Annotated in this window: 19 protein-coding genes; 8 read left to right on the top strand and 11 right to left on the bottom strand. The window is 66.5% G+C overall.

Going from position 1 to position 22,962, the window contains the following annotated elements:
* Positions 1–52: 52 nt before the first annotated feature.
* Entirely contained in the window at positions 53–922 is an 870-nt protein-coding gene (serB, locus tag DYI42_RS07790; protein WP_213545367.1) for a phosphoserine phosphatase SerB, read from the bottom strand.
* Between the two features lie 131 nt (positions 923–1,053).
* Between serB and DYI42_RS07785 the strand changes: the two genes are divergently transcribed.
* The 5 genes from DYI42_RS07785 to DYI42_RS07765 all read left to right on the top strand — a co-directional run bounded on the left by DYI42_RS07785 (position 1,054) and on the right by DYI42_RS07765 (position 6,734).
* On the top strand, positions 1,054–1,989 hold the full coding sequence (locus DYI42_RS07785) for an L-lactate dehydrogenase (RefSeq protein ID WP_213545366.1): 936 nt from the start codon (positions 1,054–1,056) through the stop codon (positions 1,987–1,989).
* A gap of 156 nt (positions 1,990–2,145) precedes the next feature.
* On the top strand, positions 2,146–3,300 hold the full coding sequence (locus DYI42_RS07780) for a phosphoserine transaminase (RefSeq protein ID WP_213545365.1): 1,155 nt from the start codon (positions 2,146–2,148) through the stop codon (positions 3,298–3,300).
* Between the two features lie 72 nt (positions 3,301–3,372).
* Complete coding sequence (gene serA, locus DYI42_RS07775) at positions 3,373–4,971, top strand: phosphoglycerate dehydrogenase (protein ID WP_213545364.1); 1,599 nt, start codon at positions 3,373–3,375, stop codon at positions 4,969–4,971.
* A gap of 171 nt (positions 4,972–5,142) precedes the next feature.
* Complete coding sequence (locus DYI42_RS07770) at positions 5,143–5,898, top strand: metallophosphoesterase (protein ID WP_213545363.1); 756 nt, start codon at positions 5,143–5,145, stop codon at positions 5,896–5,898.
* Between the two features lie 92 nt (positions 5,899–5,990).
* The gene (locus tag DYI42_RS07765; protein ID WP_213545362.1) at positions 5,991–6,734 is read left to right on the top strand and encodes a metallophosphoesterase; all 744 of its coding nucleotides are present in this window, start codon (positions 5,991–5,993) and stop codon (positions 6,732–6,734) included.
* 112 nt (positions 6,735–6,846) lie between these two features.
* Here DYI42_RS07765 and DYI42_RS07760 read toward each other — a convergent pair whose 3' ends face one another.
* Both DYI42_RS07760 and DYI42_RS07755 read right to left on the bottom strand, forming a co-directional pair.
* Entirely contained in the window at positions 6,847–8,211 is a 1,365-nt protein-coding gene (locus tag DYI42_RS07760) for an ammonium transporter (RefSeq protein WP_213545361.1), read from the bottom strand.
* A gap of 28 nt (positions 8,212–8,239) precedes the next feature.
* Positions 8,240–8,578: a P-II family nitrogen regulator gene (locus tag DYI42_RS07755; protein ID WP_213545360.1), complete on the bottom strand. Its 339-nt coding sequence runs from the start codon at positions 8,576–8,578 to the stop codon at positions 8,240–8,242.
* Positions 8,579–8,834: 256 nt separating this feature from the next.
* Between DYI42_RS07755 and DYI42_RS07750 the strand changes: the two genes are divergently transcribed.
* Positions 8,835–11,099 carry a transglycosylase domain-containing protein gene (locus tag DYI42_RS07750; RefSeq protein ID WP_213545359.1) on the top strand — a complete coding sequence of 755 codons (2,265 nt, stop codon included), beginning with the start codon at positions 8,835–8,837 and terminating at the stop codon, positions 11,097–11,099.
* A gap of 20 nt (positions 11,100–11,119) precedes the next feature.
* Here DYI42_RS07750 and DYI42_RS07745 read toward each other — a convergent pair whose 3' ends face one another.
* The 3 genes from DYI42_RS07745 to DYI42_RS07735 are packed head-to-tail and all read right to left on the bottom strand — an operon-like array spanning position 11,120 to position 12,937.
* Positions 11,120–11,533: a hypothetical protein gene (locus DYI42_RS07745; protein ID WP_213545358.1), complete on the bottom strand. Its 414-nt coding sequence runs from the start codon at positions 11,531–11,533 to the stop codon at positions 11,120–11,122.
* A gap of 29 nt (positions 11,534–11,562) precedes the next feature.
* On the bottom strand, positions 11,563–12,192 hold the full coding sequence (locus DYI42_RS07740; RefSeq protein ID WP_213545357.1) for an MlaC/ttg2D family ABC transporter substrate-binding protein: 630 nt from the start codon (positions 12,190–12,192) through the stop codon (positions 11,563–11,565).
* Complete coding sequence (locus DYI42_RS07735; protein ID WP_244867711.1) at positions 12,167–12,937, bottom strand: MlaA family lipoprotein; 771 nt, start codon at positions 12,935–12,937, stop codon at positions 12,167–12,169. Before DYI42_RS07735 ends, DYI42_RS07740 begins: the two co-directional genes overlap by 26 nt.
* A gap of 162 nt (positions 12,938–13,099) precedes the next feature.
* On the opposite strand from DYI42_RS07735, the gene DYI42_RS07730 reads away from it, so the two are divergent.
* Positions 13,100–14,836 (top strand): type I secretion system permease/ATPase, encoded by a 1,737-nt coding sequence (locus tag DYI42_RS07730; RefSeq protein WP_213545356.1) that lies wholly within the window; start codon positions 13,100–13,102, stop codon positions 14,834–14,836.
* On the top strand, positions 14,833–16,122 hold the full coding sequence (locus DYI42_RS07725) for an HlyD family type I secretion periplasmic adaptor subunit (RefSeq protein WP_213545355.1): 1,290 nt from the start codon (positions 14,833–14,835) through the stop codon (positions 16,120–16,122). The genes DYI42_RS07730 and DYI42_RS07725 overlap by 4 nt, the downstream gene beginning before the upstream one ends.
* Before the next feature lie 21 nt (positions 16,123–16,143).
* On the opposite strand, the gene DYI42_RS07720 is transcribed toward DYI42_RS07725, so the two are convergent.
* From DYI42_RS07720 to DYI42_RS07700, 5 genes are all read right to left on the bottom strand, one after another.
* Entirely contained in the window at positions 16,144–16,377 is a 234-nt protein-coding gene (locus DYI42_RS07720) for a hypothetical protein (protein ID WP_213545354.1), read from the bottom strand.
* A gap of 80 nt (positions 16,378–16,457) precedes the next feature.
* Complete coding sequence (gene murJ / locus DYI42_RS07715) at positions 16,458–18,029, bottom strand: murein biosynthesis integral membrane protein MurJ (protein WP_213545353.1); 1,572 nt, start codon at positions 18,027–18,029, stop codon at positions 16,458–16,460.
* Between the two features lie 63 nt (positions 18,030–18,092).
* Positions 18,093–18,848 carry a sulfite exporter TauE/SafE family protein gene (locus DYI42_RS07710; RefSeq protein ID WP_213545352.1) on the bottom strand — a complete coding sequence of 252 codons (756 nt, stop codon included), beginning with the start codon at positions 18,846–18,848 and terminating at the stop codon, positions 18,093–18,095.
* A gap of 58 nt (positions 18,849–18,906) precedes the next feature.
* A complete protein-coding gene (locus DYI42_RS07705) occupies positions 18,907–21,738 on the bottom strand; it encodes a [protein-PII] uridylyltransferase (RefSeq protein ID WP_213545351.1) in 2,832 nt (943 codons plus the stop codon).
* Positions 21,698–22,885, bottom strand: a complete 1,188-nt coding sequence (locus DYI42_RS07700) for a penicillin-binding protein activator (RefSeq protein WP_213545350.1) — start codon at positions 22,883–22,885, stop codon at positions 21,698–21,700. Before DYI42_RS07700 ends, DYI42_RS07705 begins: the two co-directional genes overlap by 41 nt.
* Positions 22,886–22,962 lie beyond the last annotated feature (77 nt).

Genomic DNA, 22,962 nt, shown 5'->3' with positions numbered 1-22,962 from the left:
GCCCGCTCGGTGCAGGCTCTTTAAGGGCGCTGCCCTTTCATCGCCCTCGCGATCACCGCGTGAACTCAGACTTCGCGTATCCTTGCAGGTAAAGCAGCGCCGTCAGATCGCCGTGGTTGATCCGCAAATCGCACTCGGCAGCCACAACCGGCTTGGCATGCAGCGCCACCCCGGCACCCGCCCGGCCCAGCATCCCGAGGTCGTTCGCCCCGTCCCCGACCGCCAATACCTCACCCTCGGCGATCCCGAGCCGCGCCGTGATCTCTTCCAGCGCCTGCACCTTGGCCGCCTTCCCGAGGATCGGATCGGCGACCTTGCCGGTGAGCTTGCCACCTTCCGCCAGCAACGTGTTCGCCCGGTTCTCGTCAAACCCCAGCGTGTCGGCCACCCGCGCGGTAAAGGCGGTGAAGCCGCCCGAGACCAGCGCGCAATAGGCCCCGTTCGCCTTCATCGTGGCCAACAGCGCGGCACCGCCCGGCATCAGCTCGATCCGCTCGTCCAGCACCTTGCCGATGATACTCTCCGGCAGCCCCTGCAGCAGCGCCACCCGTTCGCGCAGCGCGCCCTCGAAATCCAGCTCGCCGTTCATCGCCCGCGCGGTGATCTCCTTCACCCGGGCGCCCACGCCCGCCTCTTCGGCCAGCTCGTCGATGCACTCCTGCCGGATCATCGTGCTGTCCATATCGGCCAGCAGCATCTTCTTGCGCCGCCCGCCCTCGGGCTGCACCGCGAGGTCGACGCCGAGCGCCTGCATGTCGTCCCACACCTGCCAGAGGTTGCCCGGCATGGCCTCCACCGCAAACTCCGCCGCCTCATCCGGGGCGAGCCACTGGAGCGATCCGCCGCCCCAGGCGTTGCGCAGCGCCTCCGCTGCGGCCGGGTCCAGCCCGCCGGGGCGGGCAATGAGGGTCACGATATGCATCAAACGGGCTCCGATGTGTCGATTCGCGCGCCATAGAACAGATGGCAGGGGGGCTTGGCCAGTGTCCGGGTTTCGGCCCGCGCGCAGGCAGGCCACTCTCCCTATGCGTGAATCAGTCAGCGGAGTGCAGGATGAAACTGGGAATTGTCGGGGCAGGCATGGTCGGAAGCGCGGCGGCCTATGCCTGCGGGCTCATGGGCTGCGCGCGCCATATCGTGCTGGTCGATGCCAACGCGGCGCTCGCCCGCGCCCAGGCCGAAGACATCGCTCACGCCATGCCCTTCGCCGCCGCCTGTGCCATCGAGGCCGGGGGCTACGAGGCGCTGTCGGGCGCCGATGTGGTCATCATCGCCGCGGGCGTGGCGCAAAAGCCCGGCGAGACGCGGCTCGATCTGCTCACCCGCAACGCCGCTGTCTTCCGCGAGGTGCTGGACGGCCTCACCCGCCACGCCCCCGGCGCGCTGCTGCTCATCGCCTCCAACCCGGTGGACGTGATGACAGGCATCACCACCCGCCTCTCCGGCGCGGCCCCCGCCCGCGTCATCGGCTCCGGCACCATCTTGGACACCGCCCGCTTTCGCCACCTGCTGGGCGCGGCGCTGGGCGTCGATCCGCGCTCGGTGCATGCCTATGTGCTGGGGGAGCATGGCGACAGCGAGGTGCTCGCCTGGTCCTCGGCCCGTGTCGGCGCGCTGCCGCTGGAAGAGGTGGCCGAGCAGGTGGGTCGCCCGCTTGGCGCGGCGGCCCGCGACCGGATCGACGAGGGTGTGCGCCGCGCCGCATACACCATCATCGAGGGCAAGGGGGCCACCTGGTATGGCATCGGCGCGGGGCTGGCCCGGCTGGTGGAGGCCGTGGGCGGCGACGAAGCCTCCGTGCATTCCGTCTCCATCCTCACGCCCCATATCGCCGGTGTGCAGGAGGTGCCGCTCTCGCTCCCCCGCCTCATCGGGGCCGCGGGCGTGCTGGCCGATCTGCCGCCCGACCTCTCGCCACAGGAAACCGCAGACCTCGCCCGCAGCGCCCGCCTGCTGAAAGACACGCTCGACGCTTTGCCACTCGACTAACCCCTGTTTCCGATCGGAACGCCCGCCGCCGCTTTTGCCCACCCTTTGGTCGCATCCGGCCCATTTTCCCGCTTGCAGACCCGCCCGCGCCCCTCTAACTGCGGCGGTGGGACACCTCTCCCCAACGAGAGGCATATATCTGTAAGGATACCAGCAATGGCTATCAAAGCTCCGGCAGCGCGCCCGGCCAATCCGCGCTTCTCTTCCGGCCCCTGTGCCAAGATTCCCACCTTCACGCTCGACAAGCTCTCCGACGCCGCCCTCGGTCGGTCGCACCGTGCCGCCATTGGCAAGGACAAGCTGAAGGCCGCGATCGAAACCACCCGCGAGATCCTCGGCATCCCCGCCGACTACCGCATCGGCATCGTGCCCGCCTCCGACACCGGAGCGGTTGAAATGGCCATGTGGAACCTGCTCGGCGAACGCAAAGCCACCATGCTGGCCTGGGAAAGCTTCGGCGCGGGCTGGGTCACCGATGTTGTAAAGCAGCTCAAGATCGACGCCGAGGTGAAGACCGCCGACTACGGCGAGATCGTCGATTTCGCCGAGGTCGATTTCAACACCGATGTCACCTTCACCTGGAACGGCACCACCTCCGGCGTCCGCCTGCCCAACGGCGATGCAATCCCGGTTGACCGGGAAGGCCTCACCATCTGCGACGCCACCTCGGCCGCCTTCGCGATGGACCTGCCCTGGGACAAGCTCGATGTCACCACCTTCTCCTGGCAGAAGGTGCTGGGCGGCGAGGCGGCCCACGGGATGCTGGTGCTCAGCCCCCGCGCCGTCGAACGGCTGGAAAGCTACACCCCAGCCTGGCCGCTGCCCAAGATCTTCCGCCTCACCAAGGGCGGCAAGCTGATCGACGGCGTCTTCCGGGGCGAAACCATCAACACCCCCTCCATGCTGGCGGTCGAGGACTACCTCGTTGCGCTCGACTGGGCCAAATCCGTGGGCGGGCTTGAGGGCCTCATCGCCCGCGCCGACGCCAACGCGCACGCGATCTTCGACTTCTGCGAAAGCCGCGACTGGATCGCCAACCTCGCCACCGACCCGGCCACGCGCTCCAACACTTCCGTCTGCCTCAAGTTCACTGATGCCCGCATCACCGACGGCGCCGCATTCGCCAAATCCGTCGCCAAACGGCTGGCCGACGAGAACGTGGCGCTCGACGTCGGCGCCTACCGCGATGCCCCTCCGGGCCTGCGCATCTGGTGCGGTGGCACGGTGGAAACCTCCGATATCGAAGCGATGCTGCCTTGGCTCGAATGGGCCTTCGAAGCTGAAATCGAGGCGCTGGCCGAAACCGCCTGACCACGAATTTCCTACGAAAATTCGGGGCCCTCGTCGGCCCCAACCGTTCCCCCATATCCAAGGACCAACAAAATGGCCCCCAAAGTTCTCGTCTCCGACAAACTCTCGGAAACCGCCGTCCAGATTTTCCGCGACCGTGGCATCGAGGTAGATTTCATGCCCGAGCTGGGCAAAGACAAGGAAAAGCTCGCCGAGGTGATCGGCCAGTATGACGGCCTCGCCATCCGCTCCGCCACCAAGGTGACGGCCAAGCTGCTGGAGCACGCCACCAACCTCAAGGTCGTAGGCCGCGCCGGGATCGGCACCGACAATGTCGACAAGGAAGCCGCCTCCAAGAAAGGCGTGATCGTGATGAACACGCCCTTTGGCAACATGATCACCACCGCCGAGCACGCCATCGCGCTGATGTTCGCCGTGGCTCGCCAGCTGCCTGAAGCCTCGCAATCCACCCATGCGGGCAAGTGGGAGAAGAGCAAGTTCATGGGCGTTGAGCTGACCGGCAAGACGCTCGGCGTGATCGGCGCGGGCAACATCGGCGGCATCGTCTGCGACCGCGCCCGTGGCCTGCACATGAAGGTGCTGGCTTACGATCCGTTCCTCTCCCAGGAGAAGGCCGACAAGATGGGCGTGACCAAGGTGGAGATCGACGAGCTGCTCGCCAAGGCCGATTTCATCACCCTGCACGTGCCGCTCACCGACCAGACCCGCAACATCCTCTCTGCCGAGAACCTCGCCAAAACCAAGAAGGGCGTGCGCATCATCAACTGCGCCCGTGGTGGCCTCGTGGATGAGGCCGCGCTGGCCGAGCTGCTGAAATCCGGCCACGTCGCCGGGGCGGCCTTCGACGTCTTCGCCGAAGAGCCCGCCACCGAGAACGTGCTCTTTGGCCTGCCCAACGTCGTCTGCACCCCTCACCTCGGGGCTTCCACCTCGGAAGCGCAGGAAAACGTTGCGCTGCAAGTCGCCGAGCAAATGTCGAACTACCTGCTCGACGGGGCGGTGGAAAACGCGCTCAACATGCCCTCGATGACCGCCGAAGAGGCCAAGGTCATGGGCCCCTGGGTCAAGCTTGCCGACCACCTCGGCAGCTTCATCGGGCAAATGACCGACGAGCCGATCAAGGCCATCAACATCCTCTACGACGGTGTCGTCTCCAAGATGAACCTGCCCGCGCTGAACTGCTCGGTGGTGGCTGGCATCATGAAAAAGGCCAACCCGGATGTGAACCTCGTCTCCGCGCCGGTCATTGCCAAGGAGCGCGGCGTGAAGATCTCCACCACCAACCAGGACAAGTCCGGCGCTTTCGACGGCTACATCAAGGTGACTGTGGTGACCGACAAGCGTGAGCGCTCCATCGCCGGCACCGTCTTCTCCGACGGCAAGCCGCGGTTCATCCAGATCAAGGGCATCAACATCGACGCCGAGATCGGCGCGCACATGCTCTACACCACCAACAAGGATGTGCCCGGCATCATTGGTACGCTCGGCAACACGCTGGGCACCAACGGGGTGAACATCGCCAACTTCACCCTCGGCCGCTCCTCGGTGGGCAAGGATGCCATCGCGCTGCTCTACGTCGATGACCGGGTGCCGGACGACGTGCTGAAGAAGCTGGCTGACACGGCGCTGTTCCAGTCGATCAAGCCGCTCCAGTTCGACGTCGCCTCCTGACGCGAGCACAAGCTTTCAACAGGGCGGCCCGCGCAATCGGGCCGCCCTTTTTGTTGCGTGCATCGCTCCGGGCAATTTCCCGCAAGGGTGGTTGACCCCCCGCGCTGCCATGCTATCCCGGCGGCAAGGGCGATGCTGGCGCCCGGTATTTCTGTTGAAGGTCAAAACGGTATGCGCGTTTACGCGATTGGCGATATCCATGGTCATCTCGACAAGCTGAAGAGCGTTCACGCCTTCATCGAGGAGGATAAGGCCCGGGTGAAAGACCCCGACGCCGTGGTGGTCCACGTGGGCGATCTGGTGGATCGCGGCCCCGACTCGCGCGGCGTCATCGACTATCTTGCCAAGGGCCTCGCCGATGGCCGTCCGTGGGTCATCCTCAAGGGCAACCACGACCGGATGATGCGCCGCTTCCTCGAGCCCGATCGCCTGCGTGACCCGTCGCGCCCCGATCTGCACTGGCTGCAAGACAACATCGGCGGGCGCAGCACGCTGGAGAGCTACGGGGTGGATACCGACCCGGCGCGCGGCAAGGAGGCGATCCACGATGATGCCCGCGCCGCCGTGCCCGAGGCCCACGTGGCCCTGCTCGACGCCATGCTGACCTGCCACAAGCTGCCCGGCCTTTTCTTCGTCCACGCCGGCGTGCGCCCCGGCGTGCCCTTCAACGCCCAGACCGAGGATGATCTCGTCTGGATTCGCGAGCCCTTCCTGTCGGACCCGCGCGACCATGGGCGGCTCATCGTGCACGGCCACAGCCCGGTTGCGGCGGCAACGCACTATGGCAACCGGCTCAACATCGACAGCGCGGCGGCCTACGGCGGCCCGCTCTCGGGCGTGGTGATCGAGGCAGAAGGCCGTGAGGTTTCGCTGGTCACGCCCTCCGGCCGCCAGTCGCTGGTACCGGTGCAGGCCGCGCTGGGCTGAGCCGCGCCGCTTTCGCGGAGGAGACACCTGCGCTAGGCTTGCTGCATCGCCAAAGGGGCAGCTGCCCCGGGCACCTCGGCAGGCGGAGCGCCATGCGGGTCTATGCCATCGGAGATATCCACGGTCACCTCGACCAGCTCGAGGCCGTCCACCAACACATCGCAGCCGACAAGGCGCGGGTGGGCGACCCTGACGCGCCCGTCGTTCACATCGGCGATCTGGTGGATCGCGGCCCCGACTCTGCCGGTGTCATCGCCTGGCTGCTGGCGCGGGTGGCCGAGGGCCAGCCCTTCATCGTCCTTAAGGGCAATCACGACAGGCTGATGGCGCATTTCCTGCGCGACCCGTCTGAGAGCGATCCGCTGCGCCCTGACCTGCACTGGTTCGACAGCCGCATCGGGGGCCGCACGACCCTCGCATCCTATGGCATCGAGGGCACCCGCTACCGTGACACGCCGGATCTCGAGCGCGCCGCGCGGGTGGCGGTGCCTGCCGCGCACCAGGCCTTTCTGGAGGGCCTGCCCGACCATTGGCGCGCGCCCGGTCTCTTCTTCGCCCATGCAGGCATCCGGCCCGGCGTGGACCTTTCCGCACAGGTCGAGGAGGATCTCGTCTGGATCCGCGAGGCTTTTCTCTTCGATACCCGGGATCACGGCGTGCTTGTTGTCCACGGGCACACCCCGGTCAAGGCGGTCACCCACTATGGCAGCCGTCTCAACATCGACAGCGGAGCGGCCTACGGCGGGCCGCTCTCGGCTGTGGTGATCGAAGACAAGGGCAACTTGGTGGCACGGGTGACGGGGGAGGGCCGTGTGCCGGTTACCCCGGAGGCGTGAGGGCTCCGCCCCTGCGCCACCCTCTCCCTCATCATGGCCCGCACCTTGTAATGGAAAAACCCCGGGCGCTTTCACGCCCGGGGCTGTTTTCAGATGGCTCCGGAAGGGCAGGTCAGCCCTTGGCGAATTCCGGATAGGCTTCCATGCCCAGCTCGGTGGTGTCGAGACCGGCGATCTCGTCTTCCTCCGAAGCGCGGATACCCATGATCGCCTTCAGGATGAACCAGATCACGCCGCTGACCACGAAGACGAAGATGCCCACGATCACGATGGCCTTGATCTGCACGCCCAGCGAGGCGTCACCGTTGGTGAGGCAAACGGCGAGCGTGCCCCAGATACCGGCGAAGAGGTGCACCGGGATGGCGCCCACCACGTCGTCGATCTTCAGCTTGTCGAGGAACGGCACCGCGAAGACCACGATCACACCGCCCACGGCACCGATCAGCGTTGCCGCGCCCAGACCGGGGGTCAGCGGTTCGGCAGTGATCGAGACGAGACCTGCGAGCGCACCGTTGAGCACCATCGTCAGATCGACCTTCTTGTAGAGGATCTGGGTCAGGATCATCGCCGCGAGCGCACCACCGGCGGCTGCCGTGTTGGTGTTGGCCATGATGCGGGAGATGTCAGCCACGTTGCCTGCGGTGTCCATGTAAAGCTGCGAACCGCCGTTGAAGCCGAACCAGCCGAGCCACAGGATGAACGTACCCAGGGTGGCGAGGGTCAGGTTCGAGCCGGGCATCGGATGCACGCGGCCGTCCTTGTACTTACCAAGACGCGGGCCGAGGATGAGCGCACCAGCAAGCGCTGCCCAGCCACCGGTGGAGTGCACCACCGTCGAACCGGCGAAGTCGAGGAAGTCGGTTACGCCCTCGGCGCCCGGCGCCAGGAAGCCACCGCCCCATTTCCAGGAGGCCTGGATCGGGTAGATGAAGGCGGTCAGCAGGATCACGAAGATCAGGAAGGGCCAAAGCTTGATGCGCTCGGCCAGCGTGCCCGAGACGATCGAAGCAGTGGTGGCACAGAACATCAGCTGGAAGAAGAAGTCCGAGCCGACGGATGCATAGGTGAGGTCGGTCTCAACCGGGGTCTCGCCATCCATCAGGCCAACCGCTTCAAGCACGGCCGGGCCAAAGGCACCGAGGTAGCCCTCGGAAATCCAGCCGTCGCCCGGATACATCAGGTTGTAGCCGACGAGGTAGTAGGCCAGCGAGGCGATCGAGAAGAGCGCCACGTTCTTGGTGAGCTGCATGGTCACGTTCTTCTGGCGCACGAGGCCGGCTTCGAGCATCGAGAAGCCCGCCGCCATCCAGAACACCAGGAAGCCGGTGACCAGGAACATGAAGGTGGTGAGGATGTAGCCGATTTCCTCGTTCGGCGGCGTCATGTCGACTTCGGCCTCCTGCGCGAAACCCATCACGGGCAGCGCGATCGCTGCCGTCAGGGCCGCGGCGGCCGGGATATATTTGCGGAATTGCATCGTTTCAGAGTCCCCTATCTGTCCGCGCTCAAAGCGCTTCGTCGTTGGTTTCGCCGGTGCGGACGCGCACGGCCTGGTTCACATCCAGGACGAAGATCTTGCCGTCGCCGATCTTGTCGGTCTTCGCGGTGGTCTGGATCGTTTCGACGACCTGGTCGGCCATGGCCGCGGAAACGACGATCTCCAGTTTGACCTTGGGCACGAAGTTCACGGCGTATTCCGCGCCGCGATAGATTTCGGTGTGGCCGGACTGGGAGCCGAAGCCCTTGATCTCGGTCACCATCATGCCGCGCACGCCGATGGTGGTCAGCGCTTCGCGGACCTCCTCCAGCTTGAACGGCTTGATTGCTGCAATGATGAGTTTCACAGGTGTCCCCTTCCATTGTGCCAGGCGCAGCCCCGGCGGGTTACGGCGTCAGTCACATCCCGTTGACCCCGTCGCATCAAGCGAGTGCCCCCCACACGGCCTGCGGATTCAGCGGGCAGTTGCACAATTTTTGCACAAAATAGGCGACTTGCCTAAAGAATAGGCGAGCGGAAAAATCACGCTTCTCGCGTGGTCTTATCTCCCCTTTTCCGGTCCCCACCTCTATGGTGCAGGGAAAAATGCGAGTGAGGCGCGCATGAGCGGCAACGGACGAAAGAAGACGCCCCTGGTGGCGGAGAAGCGCTATTCAAGCGCGGCTCCAACAAAGGCGACGACCCCCAAGAAGGCCAAGGCCCCGAAGAAGAAGCGTGCGCCGCGCGCCAAGCGGCCTGCGCCGAAGGGCCCGCTCGGCTGGGTGGCGCGGGTCACCCGCTTTTTCATGCGGCTGATCTGGGGCGTGACATGGCGGATCGGGGTCGTGGTGGCGCTCATCGTCGCCGGCGCCGTCGGCTATTTCTACACGACCCTCCCCGAGGATGTGACAGCCCTGCTCGATGCCCGCACCCGCGGCTCGGTGACGATGCTCGACCGAGAGGGCAAGGTTTACGCTTGGCGCGGCGAAACCTACGGCGGGCCAGTCCGGGTCGAAAACGTGTCGCCCCACCTCAAGAACGCGGTGGTGGCGACGGAAGACAAGCGCTTCTACCGCCACTTCGGCGTCAGCCCGCGCGGCATCGCCTCTGCGATCAAGATCAACCTCTCCGAGGGGCGCGGCCCGCTCTCCGGCCACGGTGGCTCCACCCTGACGCAGCAAACGGCCAAACTGCTTTGCCTCGGCATCCCCTATGACGAGGCGGCATGGGAGAGCGAAGCGGCCTACGAGTCCGACTGCCGCGAAACCACGCTGTGGCGGAAGGTCAAGGAGATGATCTACTCCATGGCGCTGGAAACGCGCTATACCAAGGACGAGGTGCTGGCGATCTACCTGAACCGCGCCTACCTCGGCGCGTCATCGCGCGGGTTCGCCGCTGCCTCGCAGCGCTACTTCGGCATCCCGGCCAAGGACTTGAACCCGGCGCAGGCCGCGATGCTGGCCGGCCTTCTGGTCGCTCCTACACGTTATGCCCCCACCTCCAACCTCGAGCGTAGCCAGGCCCGTGCGGCCACCGTGCTGAAGCTGATGCAGGAGCAGGGCTATATTTCAATGGCTGAGCGCGAGGAGTTCACCAACAACCCGGCTACCCTGAGCCAGGCCGCGCAGGCCCGTGCGGGTGGCTATTTCGCCGACTGGGTGATGGACACCGGCCCGGACTTCCTGACCAAGGACACCACCGAGGACGTGGTGCTGAAAACCACGCTCGACCAGCGGATCCAGAAGGCCGCCGAAGAGGCGATGAAAGAGATCTTCGCCACCAAGGTGAAGGAAGGCTCCGAGGCGCAGGCCGCCGTTGTGGTGATGAGCGCCGATGGCGCGGTGCGCGCCATGGTCGGCGGGCGGCAAACCAAGGTGACCGGCGCCTTCAACCGCGCCACCATGGCCAAGCGGCAAACCGGCTCGTCCTTCAAGCCCTTCGTCTATGCCGCCGCGCTCGATCTGGGCTACACGCCGAATGCTACCGTGGTGGATGAGCCGCTCACCATCAACGTCCCCGGCTCCGGCCCCTACAGCCCCAAGAACTACGACCGCAAGTTTCATGGCCGTGTCACGCTGACCGACGCGCTCGCCCACAGCTACAACATCCCCGCCGTGAAGGTCTCGGAGGCCGTGGGCCGCGAGAACGTGCGCAACATCGCCGAGGATTTCGGCATCGAGTCCGATCTCGCCGCCGGCCCCGCGCTGGCGCTGGGGGCCTCCGAATCTTCCCTGCTGGAGATGACAGGCGCCTATGCGGGCATCCTCAACGGCGGCACCTCCGTCAGCCCCTACGGCATCTTGGAGTTGCGCCTGAAGGGTGATGACGAGCCGCTAATGGGGCAGGGCGGCGGGCTGGGCGAACGGGTGATTACCGAAGAGGCCGCGCGCTACCTCGTCTACATGATGAGCCAAACCATCGAGCGCGGCACCGGCCGCCGCGCCAATATCGGCCGCCCCGCCGCTGGCAAGACGGGCACCACCAATTCCGCGAGGGATGCGTGGTTTCTGGGCTTCACCGCCGATTATGTGGTCGGCGTCTGGATGGGCTATGACGACAACACCCCGCTCACCGGCGTCACCGGCGGCGGCCTGCCTGCCGACATCTGGCGTGAGGTGATGGTGCGGGTGAACGAGGGTCTGCCGGTCAACGAGCTGCCCATGTTGGTGCCCCAGCGCGCTCAGCCACAGGTGAGCCAGACCCAGCCGCCCCAGCAAACCGCGCGCGAGCAGACAGAGGCCGAACGTCGCGCCGCCGAGCGCGCGCGCCGTCAGGCGCAGCGCGAAGCGGAGCGCCGCGAGCGGCAGAACCGCCGCCGCCAGAACGGCGACGTGGCCGAGCGTGTGCTGGAAAACGTGCTTTGCGGGCTTCTGGGCTGCCGCAACTGACCTGATTCAGTCGAGGCACTTCAGTCGGTGGCGGTCGTCTCCGCCGCCGGTTGCGCCTCTTCCGCGGCCGGATCTGCCTCGGCCGTCTCGGCTTCTGGGGCTGTCTCTTCGGGCACCGGGCAACGCTCGTAGCGGAAGGCATAGCCGTTCCACGCCAGAATCAGCCCGCCCTCCGCGCCTTCCATGAACAGCGCGCGCTCGGTCCACTGAAAGTTGGGGTTGGCGCCCTTGCACTCCATGTCGAAGAGCTGGGCGTTCATGTCGCGCACATTCACCGGGTTCAGCATCTTGCACTCGCCGCTGAGCCCGTAAAACACGCCGCCCTCGATCCGCAGAAAGCCCTCCGCCCCGTCGCCGGCCTCACAATCGGCCTCGGGGCTTGCGCGATAGCGGCCCTCCACCTCCAGCGCCATCGCCGGGGGCGCGCTGGCCACCAGGGCTAGCGCCAGAAGCCGCAGCCCCCTCAAGCGCGTTTCAGATCCTGGATCAGCGCGTCGATGTTGCCGCCGCGCCGATCGAGCATCGCGCCGATCTCGGTGCGTTCGGTCAGCAGCATATTCACATCCGCGATGAACAGGTTGAAGAACTTGTGGCTGCCGCTCTTGTCGCTGACGAAGAAGGTCACGTCGAACGGCGCGCTGCCCCGCAGGATCGCCATGGTATCCACCTCGATCCAGCTCTTCACCGCACGGGCGCCCTTCACCTCGATCCGGCCCCCGATGAACTCGCGGAAGCGCTTGCCGTATTTGCGGGCGATGTAGCTGGAGAACGCCTGTGTATAGGCCTGCATCTGCGCCCGAGATGCGCCCCGCGCGGCGGAACCGAGCGAGTAGAACGAAATATAGTTGAGGTCCGAGTAGCGCACAAAGATGCGCTGGAAATCGCCATACATCGACCGTTCGGACTTGCCGGATGCGATCACCTTGTTGATGTCGTTCACCGCCGCCGTCACAAGCTGCTGCGATGCGCCCGCCGAAAGCGCCAGCGCACCGCGGGGCAGCGCCACCGCAGAGGCCGTGAGCGCCGCGGCGCCGGTCAGAAGCCCGCGCCGGGTCAGGGTGCCGGTGTCATTGCCCGCCGTAAAAATCTTCATAGGAGTCGTAAACCTCGTCTGCCTCTGCCTCTGCCGCCGCCGTGTCTCCGGTCTGTCCCCTGCGGTTCTGCAGGTAGATGATCCGCGACTGCGCGTAGCTGTCTGCACTGTCATATAGAACAGAATCGACGGTTTCCGAATACTTTGCCCGATCACCGGCGCGTGACATCACCTTGATGACGGTAATTTTCCTCTGATCTTCGGCCTTGATCACGCCCTGAAGCGGGTTCAGCAGCACATCGAAGATCTTGCCCGCCACGTCACGCTCGGTCGAGGGGCCGAGGATGGGCAGCTCAAGATAGGCCCCCTCCTGAATACCCGCCTTGGCCAGCGTCACGCCGAAATCGGTCGAATCGTCATAGAGCCCGATCTTGGTCGCCGGATCGAACAGCCCGCCGATGCCAACGGTGGTATTCACTGCGGCCCGCCAGAAGTTGCGCATCGCGCTTTCCATGTTGCCCTGCAACAGGTGGTTCATCATGTAGCTGGGCTGGCTGATGTTGCTGGAGAAGTTCGAAAGCCCCTGCGTGACCGGCTTCGGGATGGCCTTGCCCACACCGCCTCCCTTGCCACCGCCCAGGGCGCTGTCGACCCGCTTGTTGAAGGCATGCACCTTGCGGTTCTGCGCCTCGTAGGGGTCATGAATGGCCTCGCCGCTGGTGTTGGCGCTGCACCCGGCCACCAGCGCGGCAAGGGAGAGCATCAGGGCGGCACCGCGGCTGCGGGAGAGGACGTTATGAAACAATGGAATTCTCTACCAGTTCTTCGTATCTTGGCGCGCATGGTGGGCGGGCAAGGCTATGCCCGCGCCTTCGAGGCAGAATAGCCGCCACAGCCTCTGGTCACAACCGGCGGAAGGTGGCAGGCCCCGAAGGCGTTGAACGGGCAGGATAGGAGAACGGCGGATATGCGGATGTCCGACACGGCCAAGGGCCTTGCCGAGCTTCGGGCGGCCCGTGCCACCGCGCGCGGGCTGTCCGGCTCGGCCTTCACCTTTTCGATCTTCGTCAACCTGCTCATGCTCACCGGCCCGCTCTTCATGCTCCAGGTCTATGACAGGGTGCTCGGCTCGCGCTCCGAAGAAACGCTTGTCGCCCTCTTCGTGCTGGTGGCCTTCCTCTACCTGATGATGGGCCTGCTCGATTATGCCCGGGGCCGGGTCATGGCGCGGGCCGCCGCCCGGTTTCAGGACAAGATGGAAGGCCGGGTCTTTGCCGCCGTGTTGGCCGCCGAGGGAAAGAGCCCGGGCAACGAGCTGGCCGCCTCCGGCCTGCGCGATCTGGACTCGGTTCAGCGCTTCATGGGCTCGCCCGCGCTGCTGGCCCTCTTCGATGTGCCATGGACGCCGCTCTTTCTCGCCGCGATCTTCATTTTCCATCCGCTCCTCGGCGTGCTCGCGGTGGGTGGCGGGGCGCTTCTGGTCACGGTGGCGCTGCTCAACCAGAGCCGCACGCGCAGGCCCTCGATGGAGGCGGCAGCGCTGCGCGAAGGCACCGAGCGGATGGCCGACCAGATGCGCAGCGAGTCCGAAATCATCGCCTCACTCGGCATGCGCGGCGCCACCTTCGCCCGATGGCAGGCGGCCCGCACCCGCGCGGCGGATAAGGCGCTCTCCGCCGCCGACAGGGCAGGGGGCTTCGGCACCACCTCCAAGGCGCTGCGGCTCTTCCTGCAATCGGCGATGCTGGCACTGGGGGCCTGGCTTGTGCTTCAGGGCGAGCTCACGGGTGGCGCGATGATCGCAGGCTCGATCCTGTTGGGCCGTGCGCTCGCGCCGATCGAGCTGCTGATCGGCCAGTGGGAGATGGTCAGCCGTGCCTCCAAGGGCTGGAAGTCGCTGGGCCGCCTGCTCTCCGCCGTGCCCGCCGAAAAGCCCCGCACCGAATTGCCCGCGCCCCGCGCCCTGCTCGATGTGAGCCAGGCTACCGTGGTGCCCCCGGGCGAAAGCCAGGCCTCGCTGCGGATGATCTCTTTCCGCCTCGAACCGGGGCAGGCCATGGGCGTCATCGGCCCCTCCGGCGCGGGCAAGAGCACGCTGGCCCGAGCCCTCACCGGCACCTGGCACACCGCAGGCGGGCGCATCCGCCTCGATGGCGCCGCGCTCGATCAGTATGACCCCGACACGCTGGGCCGCTATGTCGGCTACCTGCCCCAGCGCGTCACCCTCTTCGATGGCACCATCGCCGAAAACATCGCGCGGCTGGCCGCCCAGCCGGATGCGCAGGCCGTGGTCGCCGCTGCCAAGAAGGCCGCCGCCCACGAGATGATCCTCAAGCTGCCCGATGGCTACGATACCCCGGTGGCGGCGACGGGCGGGCGGCTCTCGGGTGGGCAGATCCAGCGCATCGGCCTGGCCCGTGCGCTCTATGGCGATCCGGTGATCCTTGTGCTCGACGAGCCAAATTCGAACCTCGACAACGAGGGCTCCGAGGCGCTGAACAAGGCGATCCGGGCAATGAAGGCCGAGAAGAAATCGGTGCTGATCATGGCCCACCGCCCCGCCGCGATCCAGGAATGCGATCTGCTGATGGTGCTCGACGGCGGCATGCGCAAGGCCTTCGGCCCGCGTGACGAGGTGCTCAAGCAGATGGTCAAGAACCACGCCGAAATCGCCAAGGCCACCACCCAGGGAGGCGTCACATGAGGCTCTCCGCCCGCCGCCCGCTGCTGCTGGGCTTCTTCGCGCTCCTGCTGCTGGTGGGGGGCTTCGGCACATGGGCCACGCTGGCCAACATCTCCGGCGCCATCGTCGCCTCCGGCCAGATCGAGGTGGAGCAGAACCGCCAGGTCGTGCAGCACCCCGACGGCGGCGTGGTCGAAGAGGTGCTGGTGGACGAGGGCGACAGCGTGTCCGCCGGTGACGTGCTGCTGCGCCTCGACGCCTCCGAACTGGCCTCCGAGCTGGCCATCGTCGAAGGCCAGCTGTTCGAGATCATGGCCCGCGCCGCCCGCCTGCGCGCCGAGCGCGACGAGGAAGAGACCATCGAGTTTGCCCAGGAGCTGCTCGACCGCGCCGCAGGTTGGCCCGAGGTGGCCGAGATGGTCGAAGGCCAGTCCCGCCTCTTTGCCGCCCGCAACGATTCGCTGGCCCGCGAGGCCGAGCAACTGGCGCGCCGCAAAGGCCAGATCGACAACCAGGTTGAGGGGATCGACGCGCAAAGCACCTCGCTGGCCCGGCAACTCGAACTCATCGAGAAAGAGCTGGAAACCCAGCAGGGCCTCTTCGAGCGCGGGCTTGTGAGTTACGACAAGGTGCTGACGCTGGAGCGTGAGCAGGCCCGGCTGGCGGGAGAGATCGGGCGGCTGACGGCCCAGCGCGCCGAGGCAGAGGGCAAGATCACTGAGATCGAGATCGAAATCCTCAAGTTGGGCACCAGCCGCCGCGAGGAGGCGATCACCGAGCTGCGCGATATCCGCGCCCGCGAGGCCGAGCTGATGGAACGGCGCCAGGCACTGACCACCCGACTCTCCCGGCTCGACATCCGCGCGCCCGTCTCGGGCGTGATCTATGGCCTCACGGTCAACACCCCGCGCTCCGTTGTGCGCCCGGCCGATCCGGTGCTCTATCTCGTCCCGCAAGACAGGCCGCTGGTGATTGCCGCCAAGGTGGAGCCGATCCATGTCGACCAGGTCTTTGCCGGTCAGCCCGTGGTGCTGCGCTTCCCGGCCTTCGACAGCCGCACCACGCCCGAACTTTTCGGCCAGGTGGTTCAGGTCTCCGCCGATGCCTTCACCGACGAGCGCACGCAGGCCACCTACTACCGCGCGGAGATCCGGCTGGACGAGGGCGAGGTGGCCAAGCTGGAGGGCAAGACGATCATCCCCGGCATGCCGGTGGATAGCTACATCCGCACCGACGACCGCACCCCGCTCGCCTACCTCGTCAAGCCGCTGACGGATTACTTCAACAAGGCGTTCCGGGAGAGCTGAGCGGGGCGCGGTGCGGCGCTGTTATTGCGGCGTTGCGGAACTGCGCACGTTGCCGTGCCAATCCGGCGCGGGCAGCGTGGCTGAGCCGGGCGCTTCAGCCTGAAGCCGAGCGGCGTAATCCGAGGCATTGGCCATGAAGAGGCCCAGCATCACGCCGATGGCGAGGGTGACGATCAGGCTTGGTGCGGCCTGCCAGCCGATGGCGGGCGTGCGGGGCAGGGCCGGGCGGGCGGGGGAGAGGTCTGTAAGGGTCATTTCGCGTTCCTTTGCAGGGGATGCCCCCTATCTAAGGTGTCGCGACCCACAACCAAAATGAATAGTTTTGACGCCAGGCATCAGTTATCTTGATGACTCTCCGCCTTGCGCCCGCCGCGCCGCATCGCCGACTTCAACTCGCCCAACCGCAACGCGCCTGTCACATGGGCCGCCGCGAAGTAGCTCACGATCCCGGCCATCACCAGCGCCAGCAGCGCCCAGTAGCGCACCCCGGCCGTATAGAGCGCCTCACCCAACGCCCACTCAACAGCCAGCAGAACGGCCCCCATCAGCGCGGCCGACAGCGCGATGCGGGGCAGGCGGCGCATCAGGCGGGCATCCACCTGCGAGGCCGCGCCCATCTCGCGCGAGCCCGCCCAGAGCAGCACCACCATCGCCCAGCCCGCCACCGTGGTCCCCAGCGCCGCGCCGACGAAGCCGAAGGCGAGGGCGAGGCCAATGGCGGCGACTGCGTTCACCACCATGGCGACGAGGGCGTAGTTCATCGGGCGGCGGGTGTCATGCCGGGCGTAATAAAGCGGTTGCAGCACCTTTTGCAGCACGAAGGCGGGCAGCCCGAGGCCATAGGCGGCGGTGGCCAGCGCCGTCGCCTCTGCGGCGGCTGCGTCGAAAGCCCCGCGCTGATACAGCACAGAGCAGATCGGCCCCGCCACCAGCACCAGCGCCACGGCGGCAGGCACGGTGAGCACCAGCGCAAATTCCGTCGCCCGGTTAAATCCGTCCTGCCCGGCCTTCTCATCGCCCGCCGCAAGCCGCCGCGAGAGTTCCGGCAACAGGACCACGCCAATCGCGATGGCCACCACGCCGAGCGGCAGTTGATAGAGCCGGTCGGCAAGGTTCAGATACTGGATCGCCCCGTCATAGAAGCTGGCCACCTGACGGCTCACCAAAAGGTTCACCTGCAACACGCCCCCCGCCAAGGCCGCCGGGGCCGCGATGATGGCAAGCCGCTTCAGCTCCGGCGTCATCCGCGGCATCCGCGGCACAAGCCGGAATCCCGCCCGCGAAGCCGCCACCCAGACCAGCGCCATCTGCGCCACGCCCGCCACCGGCACCGCCCAGGACAGGGCAAGGCCAAAGTCCCAGCCCTGCGCCGAGGCGGTGAGCATCACGCCCACGAGGATCACGTTCAGCAGCACCGGCGCGGCGGCGGCGGCGGCAAAGCGCCCCGTGGCGTTCAGCACTCCCGAGAGCAGCGCCGCCAGCGAGATGAACAGGATGTAGGGAAAGCAGATGCGCCCGAAGGTGGTGGCCAGGTCCAGCCGCTCGTCCTCGGCAAAGCCGCTCGCCATCGCCAGCACCAGCCACGGCATTACGAGCTGCGCCAGCAGCGTGAACACGATCAGCACCCCCGCCAGCCCCGCAAAGGCATCCCGCGCAAATTCCTTCGCCCCGTCCTCCGCCTCCAGCTTCTTGGAGAAGATCGGCACGAAGGCGAGGTTGAAGGCCCCCTCGGCAAAGAACCGGCGGAACATGTTGGGCAGGGTGAAAGCCACCACGAAAGCCTCCGCCACCGGCCCGTCCCCCAGCCGCGCCGCGATGAGGATATCGCGCGCAAACCCCATGACGCGGCTCATCAGCGTCCAGAGTCCGACGGTCAGAAAGCCCTTGATCAGGCGGATGGGTTGCATGGCGCTGCTCGGTTTGTTTTGCGCGACTATACGCTTTCGCACAGCCGGGGGGAATTGCCCGCGTCAGGTCACGAAGAAGGCAATCGTCATGGCAAGACCCACAAGCGTGACAAAGGCCCGGATCACCCCGGTGCGCCTGATCTTGCGGCTCTGGCGCGCGCCGATCACCCCGCCGATCGTGATGGCGATGGCTATGACGAGGGCCGGGGCCCAGGCGATGAGGCCGCTGAAGGCGAAGGCCACGGCGGAGAGAACCGAGATCACCGCCGAGAGCAGGCACTTCAGCCCGTTCATCCCGTGAATGTCGGTGTAGCCGAGTAGCCCGAAGGCGGCGAGCAGGATGATCCCGAGGCCCCCATTGAAGTAGCCGCCATAGGTGGAGACTGCGATCAGGGTGAGGGCGGCCACCAGCGGCCCGGCGTCGCCCCGCCCGTTCCGGCGCAGCAGCCGCAGCAGGGTCGGCCCGGCGGCGAAGAGCAGCGTTGCCACCAGCAGCAGCCAGGGCACCGCGCCGGAAAACACCTCCCCCGGAGTCACGATCAGCAGGCCCGCACCCAGAAGGCTGCCCAGGGCCGCGCAGGCAAGGATTGGCCGAAGCCCCAGCGTGCCCTCGGCCCGCATGTCATGCCGGAAGGCCCATGCGCTGCCGATGTAGCCGGGCATCGCCGCGAGGGTCGACGTGGCATTGGCGGCCACCGGCGGCAGGCCAAACCAGACAAGCGCGGGGAAGGTCAGAAAAGTGCCGCCACCAGCAACGGCATTGAGCACACCGGCCACAAGACCTGCGAAGGCGAGAACGAGTAGCTGGGTAAGGGTCATGCCGGGGCACCTTCTGGCTGCCGGGCGCTTTTGGCACCCCGCGCCGCGCTTGGCCAGCCTACCCGTTCGCCCTGTCGGTGCCCGCCTGAACCGCTTCCTTCAGCTTCGCCTCGATGGCCTTCTGCTTGCTCTCGCTGTGAATCTTCAGCCCGAACATGTCCTTCACGTAAAAGCTGTCCACCGCCTGCGCGCCGTAGGTGGCAATCACCGCAGAGGCAATCTGAAGGTTCCGCTCCGAGAGGGTGCGGGCGAGGTCATAAAGCAGGCCGGGCCTGTCGCGGGTGTCGACCTCGATGATGGTGTAAATCTCCGACCCCTCGTTGTCGAAGCTGATGGTTGTCGGAAAGCGGAAGCTCCGCTCGCGCTTCTTGAACTTGTCCTTCTTGGTCAGCTCGGCGCGGGCCAGCACCTCGCCCTTAAGCGTGCGCGAGATCATCGCGCGCAGCCGGTCCAGCTTGTTCATCGAATAGGGGTTTCCATCGGCATCCTGAATCCAGAAGGCCGAGGTCGCATAGCCGTCCTTGGTGGTGTAGGTCCGCGCATCCACCACGTTCGCCCCCACCAGCGCCAGCGCGCCAGCGATGCGCGCGAACAGGCCCGGATGGTCGGCCATGGCAAAGGCGGCGCGGGTGGCATCGCGGTCGTCGTCCGGCGTCAGGTCAATGCGGATCTCGTCATCGCCAATCCCCTGAAGCAGCTCCGCGATGATCACCTGCGTCTGCGTCGACAGGCCTTGCAGGTAGGGGTCGTAATGCCGGGCCAGCTCCGCGCGCACATCCGCCTTGTCCCAATGCTCCAGCGCATCGCGCAGCTGTCGGCGGGCCTCGGCGGACTGCTTGTCGCGATTCAGGTCTTCCAACCCGTTCTCCAGCCCGTCGGCGGTCTGCCGGTAGAGGTTGCGCAGCAGCTGGGCCTTCCAGTTGTTCCAGGTCTCGGGGCCGACGCCGCGAATGTCGCAAACCGTCAGAACCGTCAGCAGGTCCAGCCGCTTCTTGGTCTTCACCGCGCGGGCGAAGCTGCGGATGGTTCGCGGATCGCTGAGGTCGCGCTTCTGGGCCATGTCCGACATCAACAGGTGATAGCGCACCAGCCACTCCACATCCTCCGCCTCGCGCGGCTTGAGGTGAAAGCGCGGCAGCACGGCGCGGGCGATCTTCGCGCCCAGCACCGAGTGGTCCTCCTGCCGGCCCTTGCCGATGTCGTGAAACAGCAGCGCAAGGTAAAGCACCTTGCGGTTGACCCCTTTCTTCAGGATCCGGCTGGCCACCGGCAGGTCTTCCTCCAGCTCCTCACGCTCGATCTGGGCGAGTTGCGAGATGCATTGGATGGTGTGCTCGTCCACCGTGTAGTGGTGATAGATGTTGAACTGCATCATCGCCACGATCGGGGCGAATTCGGGGATGAAAGCCGAGAGCACGCCAAGCTCGTTCATCCGCCGCAGCGCCCGCTCAGGGTTGCCGTGCTTCACCAGCAGGTCGAGGAAGATGCGCGCGGCCTCCTTGTCGGCGCGCATCTCGTCGTCGATCAGGTCGAGATTGGCTGTGACAAGGCGCATCGCATCGGGGTGGATGAGCAATCCGGTGCGCAGGGCTTCCTCGAATATCCGCAGCAGGTTCAGCTTGTCTGCGAGGAAGGCGGCCTCATCCGTCACGTCGAGGCGCATCTGCCGCACCTCGTAGCCCGGCTTCACCTTGCGGCGGCGCAGCAGCCCCACGAGCTGCGGCAGCTTCTTGGCGTGGTCCGCCTCCAGCGCGGTGAGGAAGATGCGCGTGAGCTCCCCCACCATCGTCGCGTGGCGGAAGTAATCCTGCATGAAATGCTCCACGCCGCGCCGCCCGGTGCTGTCGGCATAGCCCATGCGCTCGGCCACCTCGATCTGCATGTCGAAGGTCAGCTGGTCCGCCGGGCGGCCCGCGATCAGGTGCAGATGGGCCCGCACCGCCCACAGAAAGTTCTCCGCCTGCTCGAAGGCCCAGTATTCCTCCGGGGTGAACACGCCCAGCGGCACCAGCTCTTCGATCTTGTCGACGTGGTGGATGTACTTGGCGATCCAGAACAGGCTCTGAAGGTCGCGCAGCCCGCCCTTGCCCTCCTTCACGTTGGGCTCCAGCATGTAGCGCTGGCCACCCTGCTTCTTGTGCCGTTCGCCGCGCTCTTCCAGCTTGGCCTCGATGAACTCCTTGCCGGTGCTCGCAAAAAGGTTTGACTGCAGCTTATCGTGCAGCTCCACCTCCAGCCCTTTGTCGCCGGCAAGAAAGCGCAACTCGATCAGGGCGGTGCGGATGGTGTAATCCTGCTTGCCCAGCCGCAGGCAGTCTTTCACCGTGCGGGTGGCGTGGCCCACCTTCATGTGCAGATCCCACAGGATATAAAGCGTGCTCTCGATCACGCTCTCCGCCCAGGGGGTGATCTTGTAGGGCGTCAGAAACAGCAGGTCCACATCCGACTGCGGGCTCATCTCGGCGCGGCCATAGCCACCCACGGCACAGAGCGCGAGCTGCTCGGCGGTGGTGGGATTGTGCAGCGGGTGCAAGAAGCGCCGGACGGCCCAGAAGGCCGTCACCACCAGCCCGTCGGTCAGGTAGGCATAGGCATGCACCATCTCCCGCGCGCGCAGCGGCTGTTCTTCAAAGGCGCTGCCGATCAGCGCGCGCCCGGCTTTCGCGGCGGCATTCAGACGGCGGGTGATGAGGCCGCGCAGCGCCATGGCGTCGCCCTCCGCCGACGCGCAGTCCGCCTCGAGGGCGCTGGCAAGGGCAGTGGGGTCGATGATCTCCTCCGGCGGGCACAGCAGCACGCCGGAGGGGGCGATCGGGTCGGGCAGGAAAGCGCCGTCAGTGGCGCGCCGGTCAGAAACCGGCGCCACCGAAGCTTCTTGGGGCCGGGTCAAGGACAACCACCTGGTTATTGCGGATCTGGGCGATGGCGAGGCCACGCTGGTTGGTGCCGTCCCCGCGCAGCCGGAAGATGCCCCCGGTGCCGGCAAAGCCCGACCCCCGGGTCAGGGCGCCCCGGGTCAGCGCGTTGGAGCCTTCGCGTTCCACCAGGGCGCCGATGGCTGCAATGCCGTCATAGGCCAGCCCGGCCATGGGGTGCGGGGTGCCGCCGTAGCGCGCGGCATAGCGGTTCTGGAAGTTGGTGTAGAGGGTGTTGTCGGGCAGGGCGAACCAGGCGCCCTGAAGCCCGGGCTGGGTGAGCGCCTCACGCGGAATGTCCAGCCGTCCCAGCCCGATGAACTGGGTGCTCGAGGGCGAAAGGCCCGCTTCCGGCAGGAGCTGCGCAAGGAAGGGCATCGCCCCGTCGTTGGTCGAGGTGAAGAACACCGCGTTCGCACCCGAGGCCTTGGCCTGCGACACGATCGTGGGCACAGCCGCCACGAGGCCCTGCTGCGACAGTTCGAACGAGGCCGACCCGGCATTGGTGGCGCCGCTGCTGCGAATCGCCGAGGCGATGGCATCGCGGCCGATCTCCTCTGCGACCGACCGGGCGTGCACGGTGAAGATCTTGCCCTTGCCCTGGCGGCGGGCATAGCTGACGAGGCGGCTGGCCGTATTCTCGAAGGTCGGGCCCAGCACGAAGACGTTGCCGCCCGCGATTTCAGGGTTGTTGGAGAAGGCCAGCACGTTCACGCCCTCGTCGGCGACGGCCACACCGGCGGCGTTGGCCGCCTCGCCGTAGACCGGGCCGAGGATGATCTTGGCGCCCGCATCCACGGCAGCCTGCGCTTGCCGGGCGGCGGTGGCCGCGTTCCCGGCGGTGTTGTAAACCCGCAGGTCGATCTGCGCGCCGTCAAGGTCGGCGATGGCAAGGCGCGCGGCGTTTTCCAGGGTCTTGGCCAGCACGTCGTCGCCGCTCCGCCTGGAACCGGCGGGCACCAGCAGGGCCACGGGCACTGCGCGGGTGGCGTCGATCTTGGGGCCGGAGTTTCCGCCCACGCCGCCCATCATGGCAGGATCACAGGCGGCAAGCAGGGCAATTGCACCTGCGGCAAAGAGCTTGGCCGCCAGGCGGCGGGGTGTCGTCAGCGACGCAAACATGGGATACTCCTTCAGGGCCTCGGGGCCTCGGTGTCAACGGCCAGGTCCCGCCAATTCTAACATCTGCGGGAGCCAAG

Origin of the sequence: Vannielia litorea (assembly GCF_018424695.1) — a bacterium.
Lineage (GTDB): Bacteria > Pseudomonadota > Alphaproteobacteria > Rhodobacterales > Rhodobacteraceae > Vannielia > Vannielia litorea_A.
Note: the sequence above shows the minus strand (reverse complement) of the source record. Positions and strands in the feature narration are given on the sequence as shown.

Bases quoted from the DNA above. Each gene is read 5' to 3' on its own strand.
- DYI42_RS07785 (WP_213545366.1), top strand. From the start codon at position 1,054: ATGAAACTGGGAATTGTCGGGGCAGGCATGGTCGGAAGCGCGGCGGCC.
- murJ (WP_213545353.1), bottom strand. From the start codon at position 18,029: ATGCAACCCATCCGCCTGATCAAGGGCTTTCTGACCGTCGGACTCTGG.
- DYI42_RS07720 (WP_213545354.1), bottom strand. From the start codon at position 16,377: ATGACCCTTACAGACCTCTCCCCCGCCCGCCCGGCCCTGCCCCGCACG.
- DYI42_RS07700 (WP_213545350.1), bottom strand. From the start codon at position 22,885: ATGTTTGCGTCGCTGACGACACCCCGCCGCCTGGCGGCCAAGCTCTTT.
- serB (WP_213545367.1), bottom strand. From the start codon at position 922: ATGCATATCGTGACCCTCATTGCCCGCCCCGGCGGGCTGGACCCGGCC.
- DYI42_RS07780 (WP_213545365.1), top strand. From the start codon at position 2,146: ATGGCTATCAAAGCTCCGGCAGCGCGCCCGGCCAATCCGCGCTTCTCT.
- DYI42_RS07750 (WP_213545359.1), top strand. From the start codon at position 8,835: ATGAGCGGCAACGGACGAAAGAAGACGCCCCTGGTGGCGGAGAAGCGC.
- DYI42_RS07740 (WP_213545357.1), bottom strand. From the start codon at position 12,192: ATGAAGATTTTTACGGCGGGCAATGACACCGGCACCCTGACCCGGCGC.
- DYI42_RS07760 (WP_213545361.1), bottom strand. From the start codon at position 8,211: ATGCAATTCCGCAAATATATCCCGGCCGCCGCGGCCCTGACGGCAGCG.
- DYI42_RS07765 (WP_213545362.1), top strand. From the start codon at position 5,991: ATGCGGGTCTATGCCATCGGAGATATCCACGGTCACCTCGACCAGCTC.
- DYI42_RS07710 (WP_213545352.1), bottom strand. From the start codon at position 18,848: ATGACCCTTACCCAGCTACTCGTTCTCGCCTTCGCAGGTCTTGTGGCC.
- serA (WP_213545364.1), top strand. From the start codon at position 3,373: ATGGCCCCCAAAGTTCTCGTCTCCGACAAACTCTCGGAAACCGCCGTC.
- DYI42_RS07730 (WP_213545356.1), top strand. From the start codon at position 13,100: ATGCGGATGTCCGACACGGCCAAGGGCCTTGCCGAGCTTCGGGCGGCC.
- DYI42_RS07725 (WP_213545355.1), top strand. From the start codon at position 14,833: ATGAGGCTCTCCGCCCGCCGCCCGCTGCTGCTGGGCTTCTTCGCGCTC.
- DYI42_RS07770 (WP_213545363.1), top strand. From the start codon at position 5,143: ATGCGCGTTTACGCGATTGGCGATATCCATGGTCATCTCGACAAGCTG.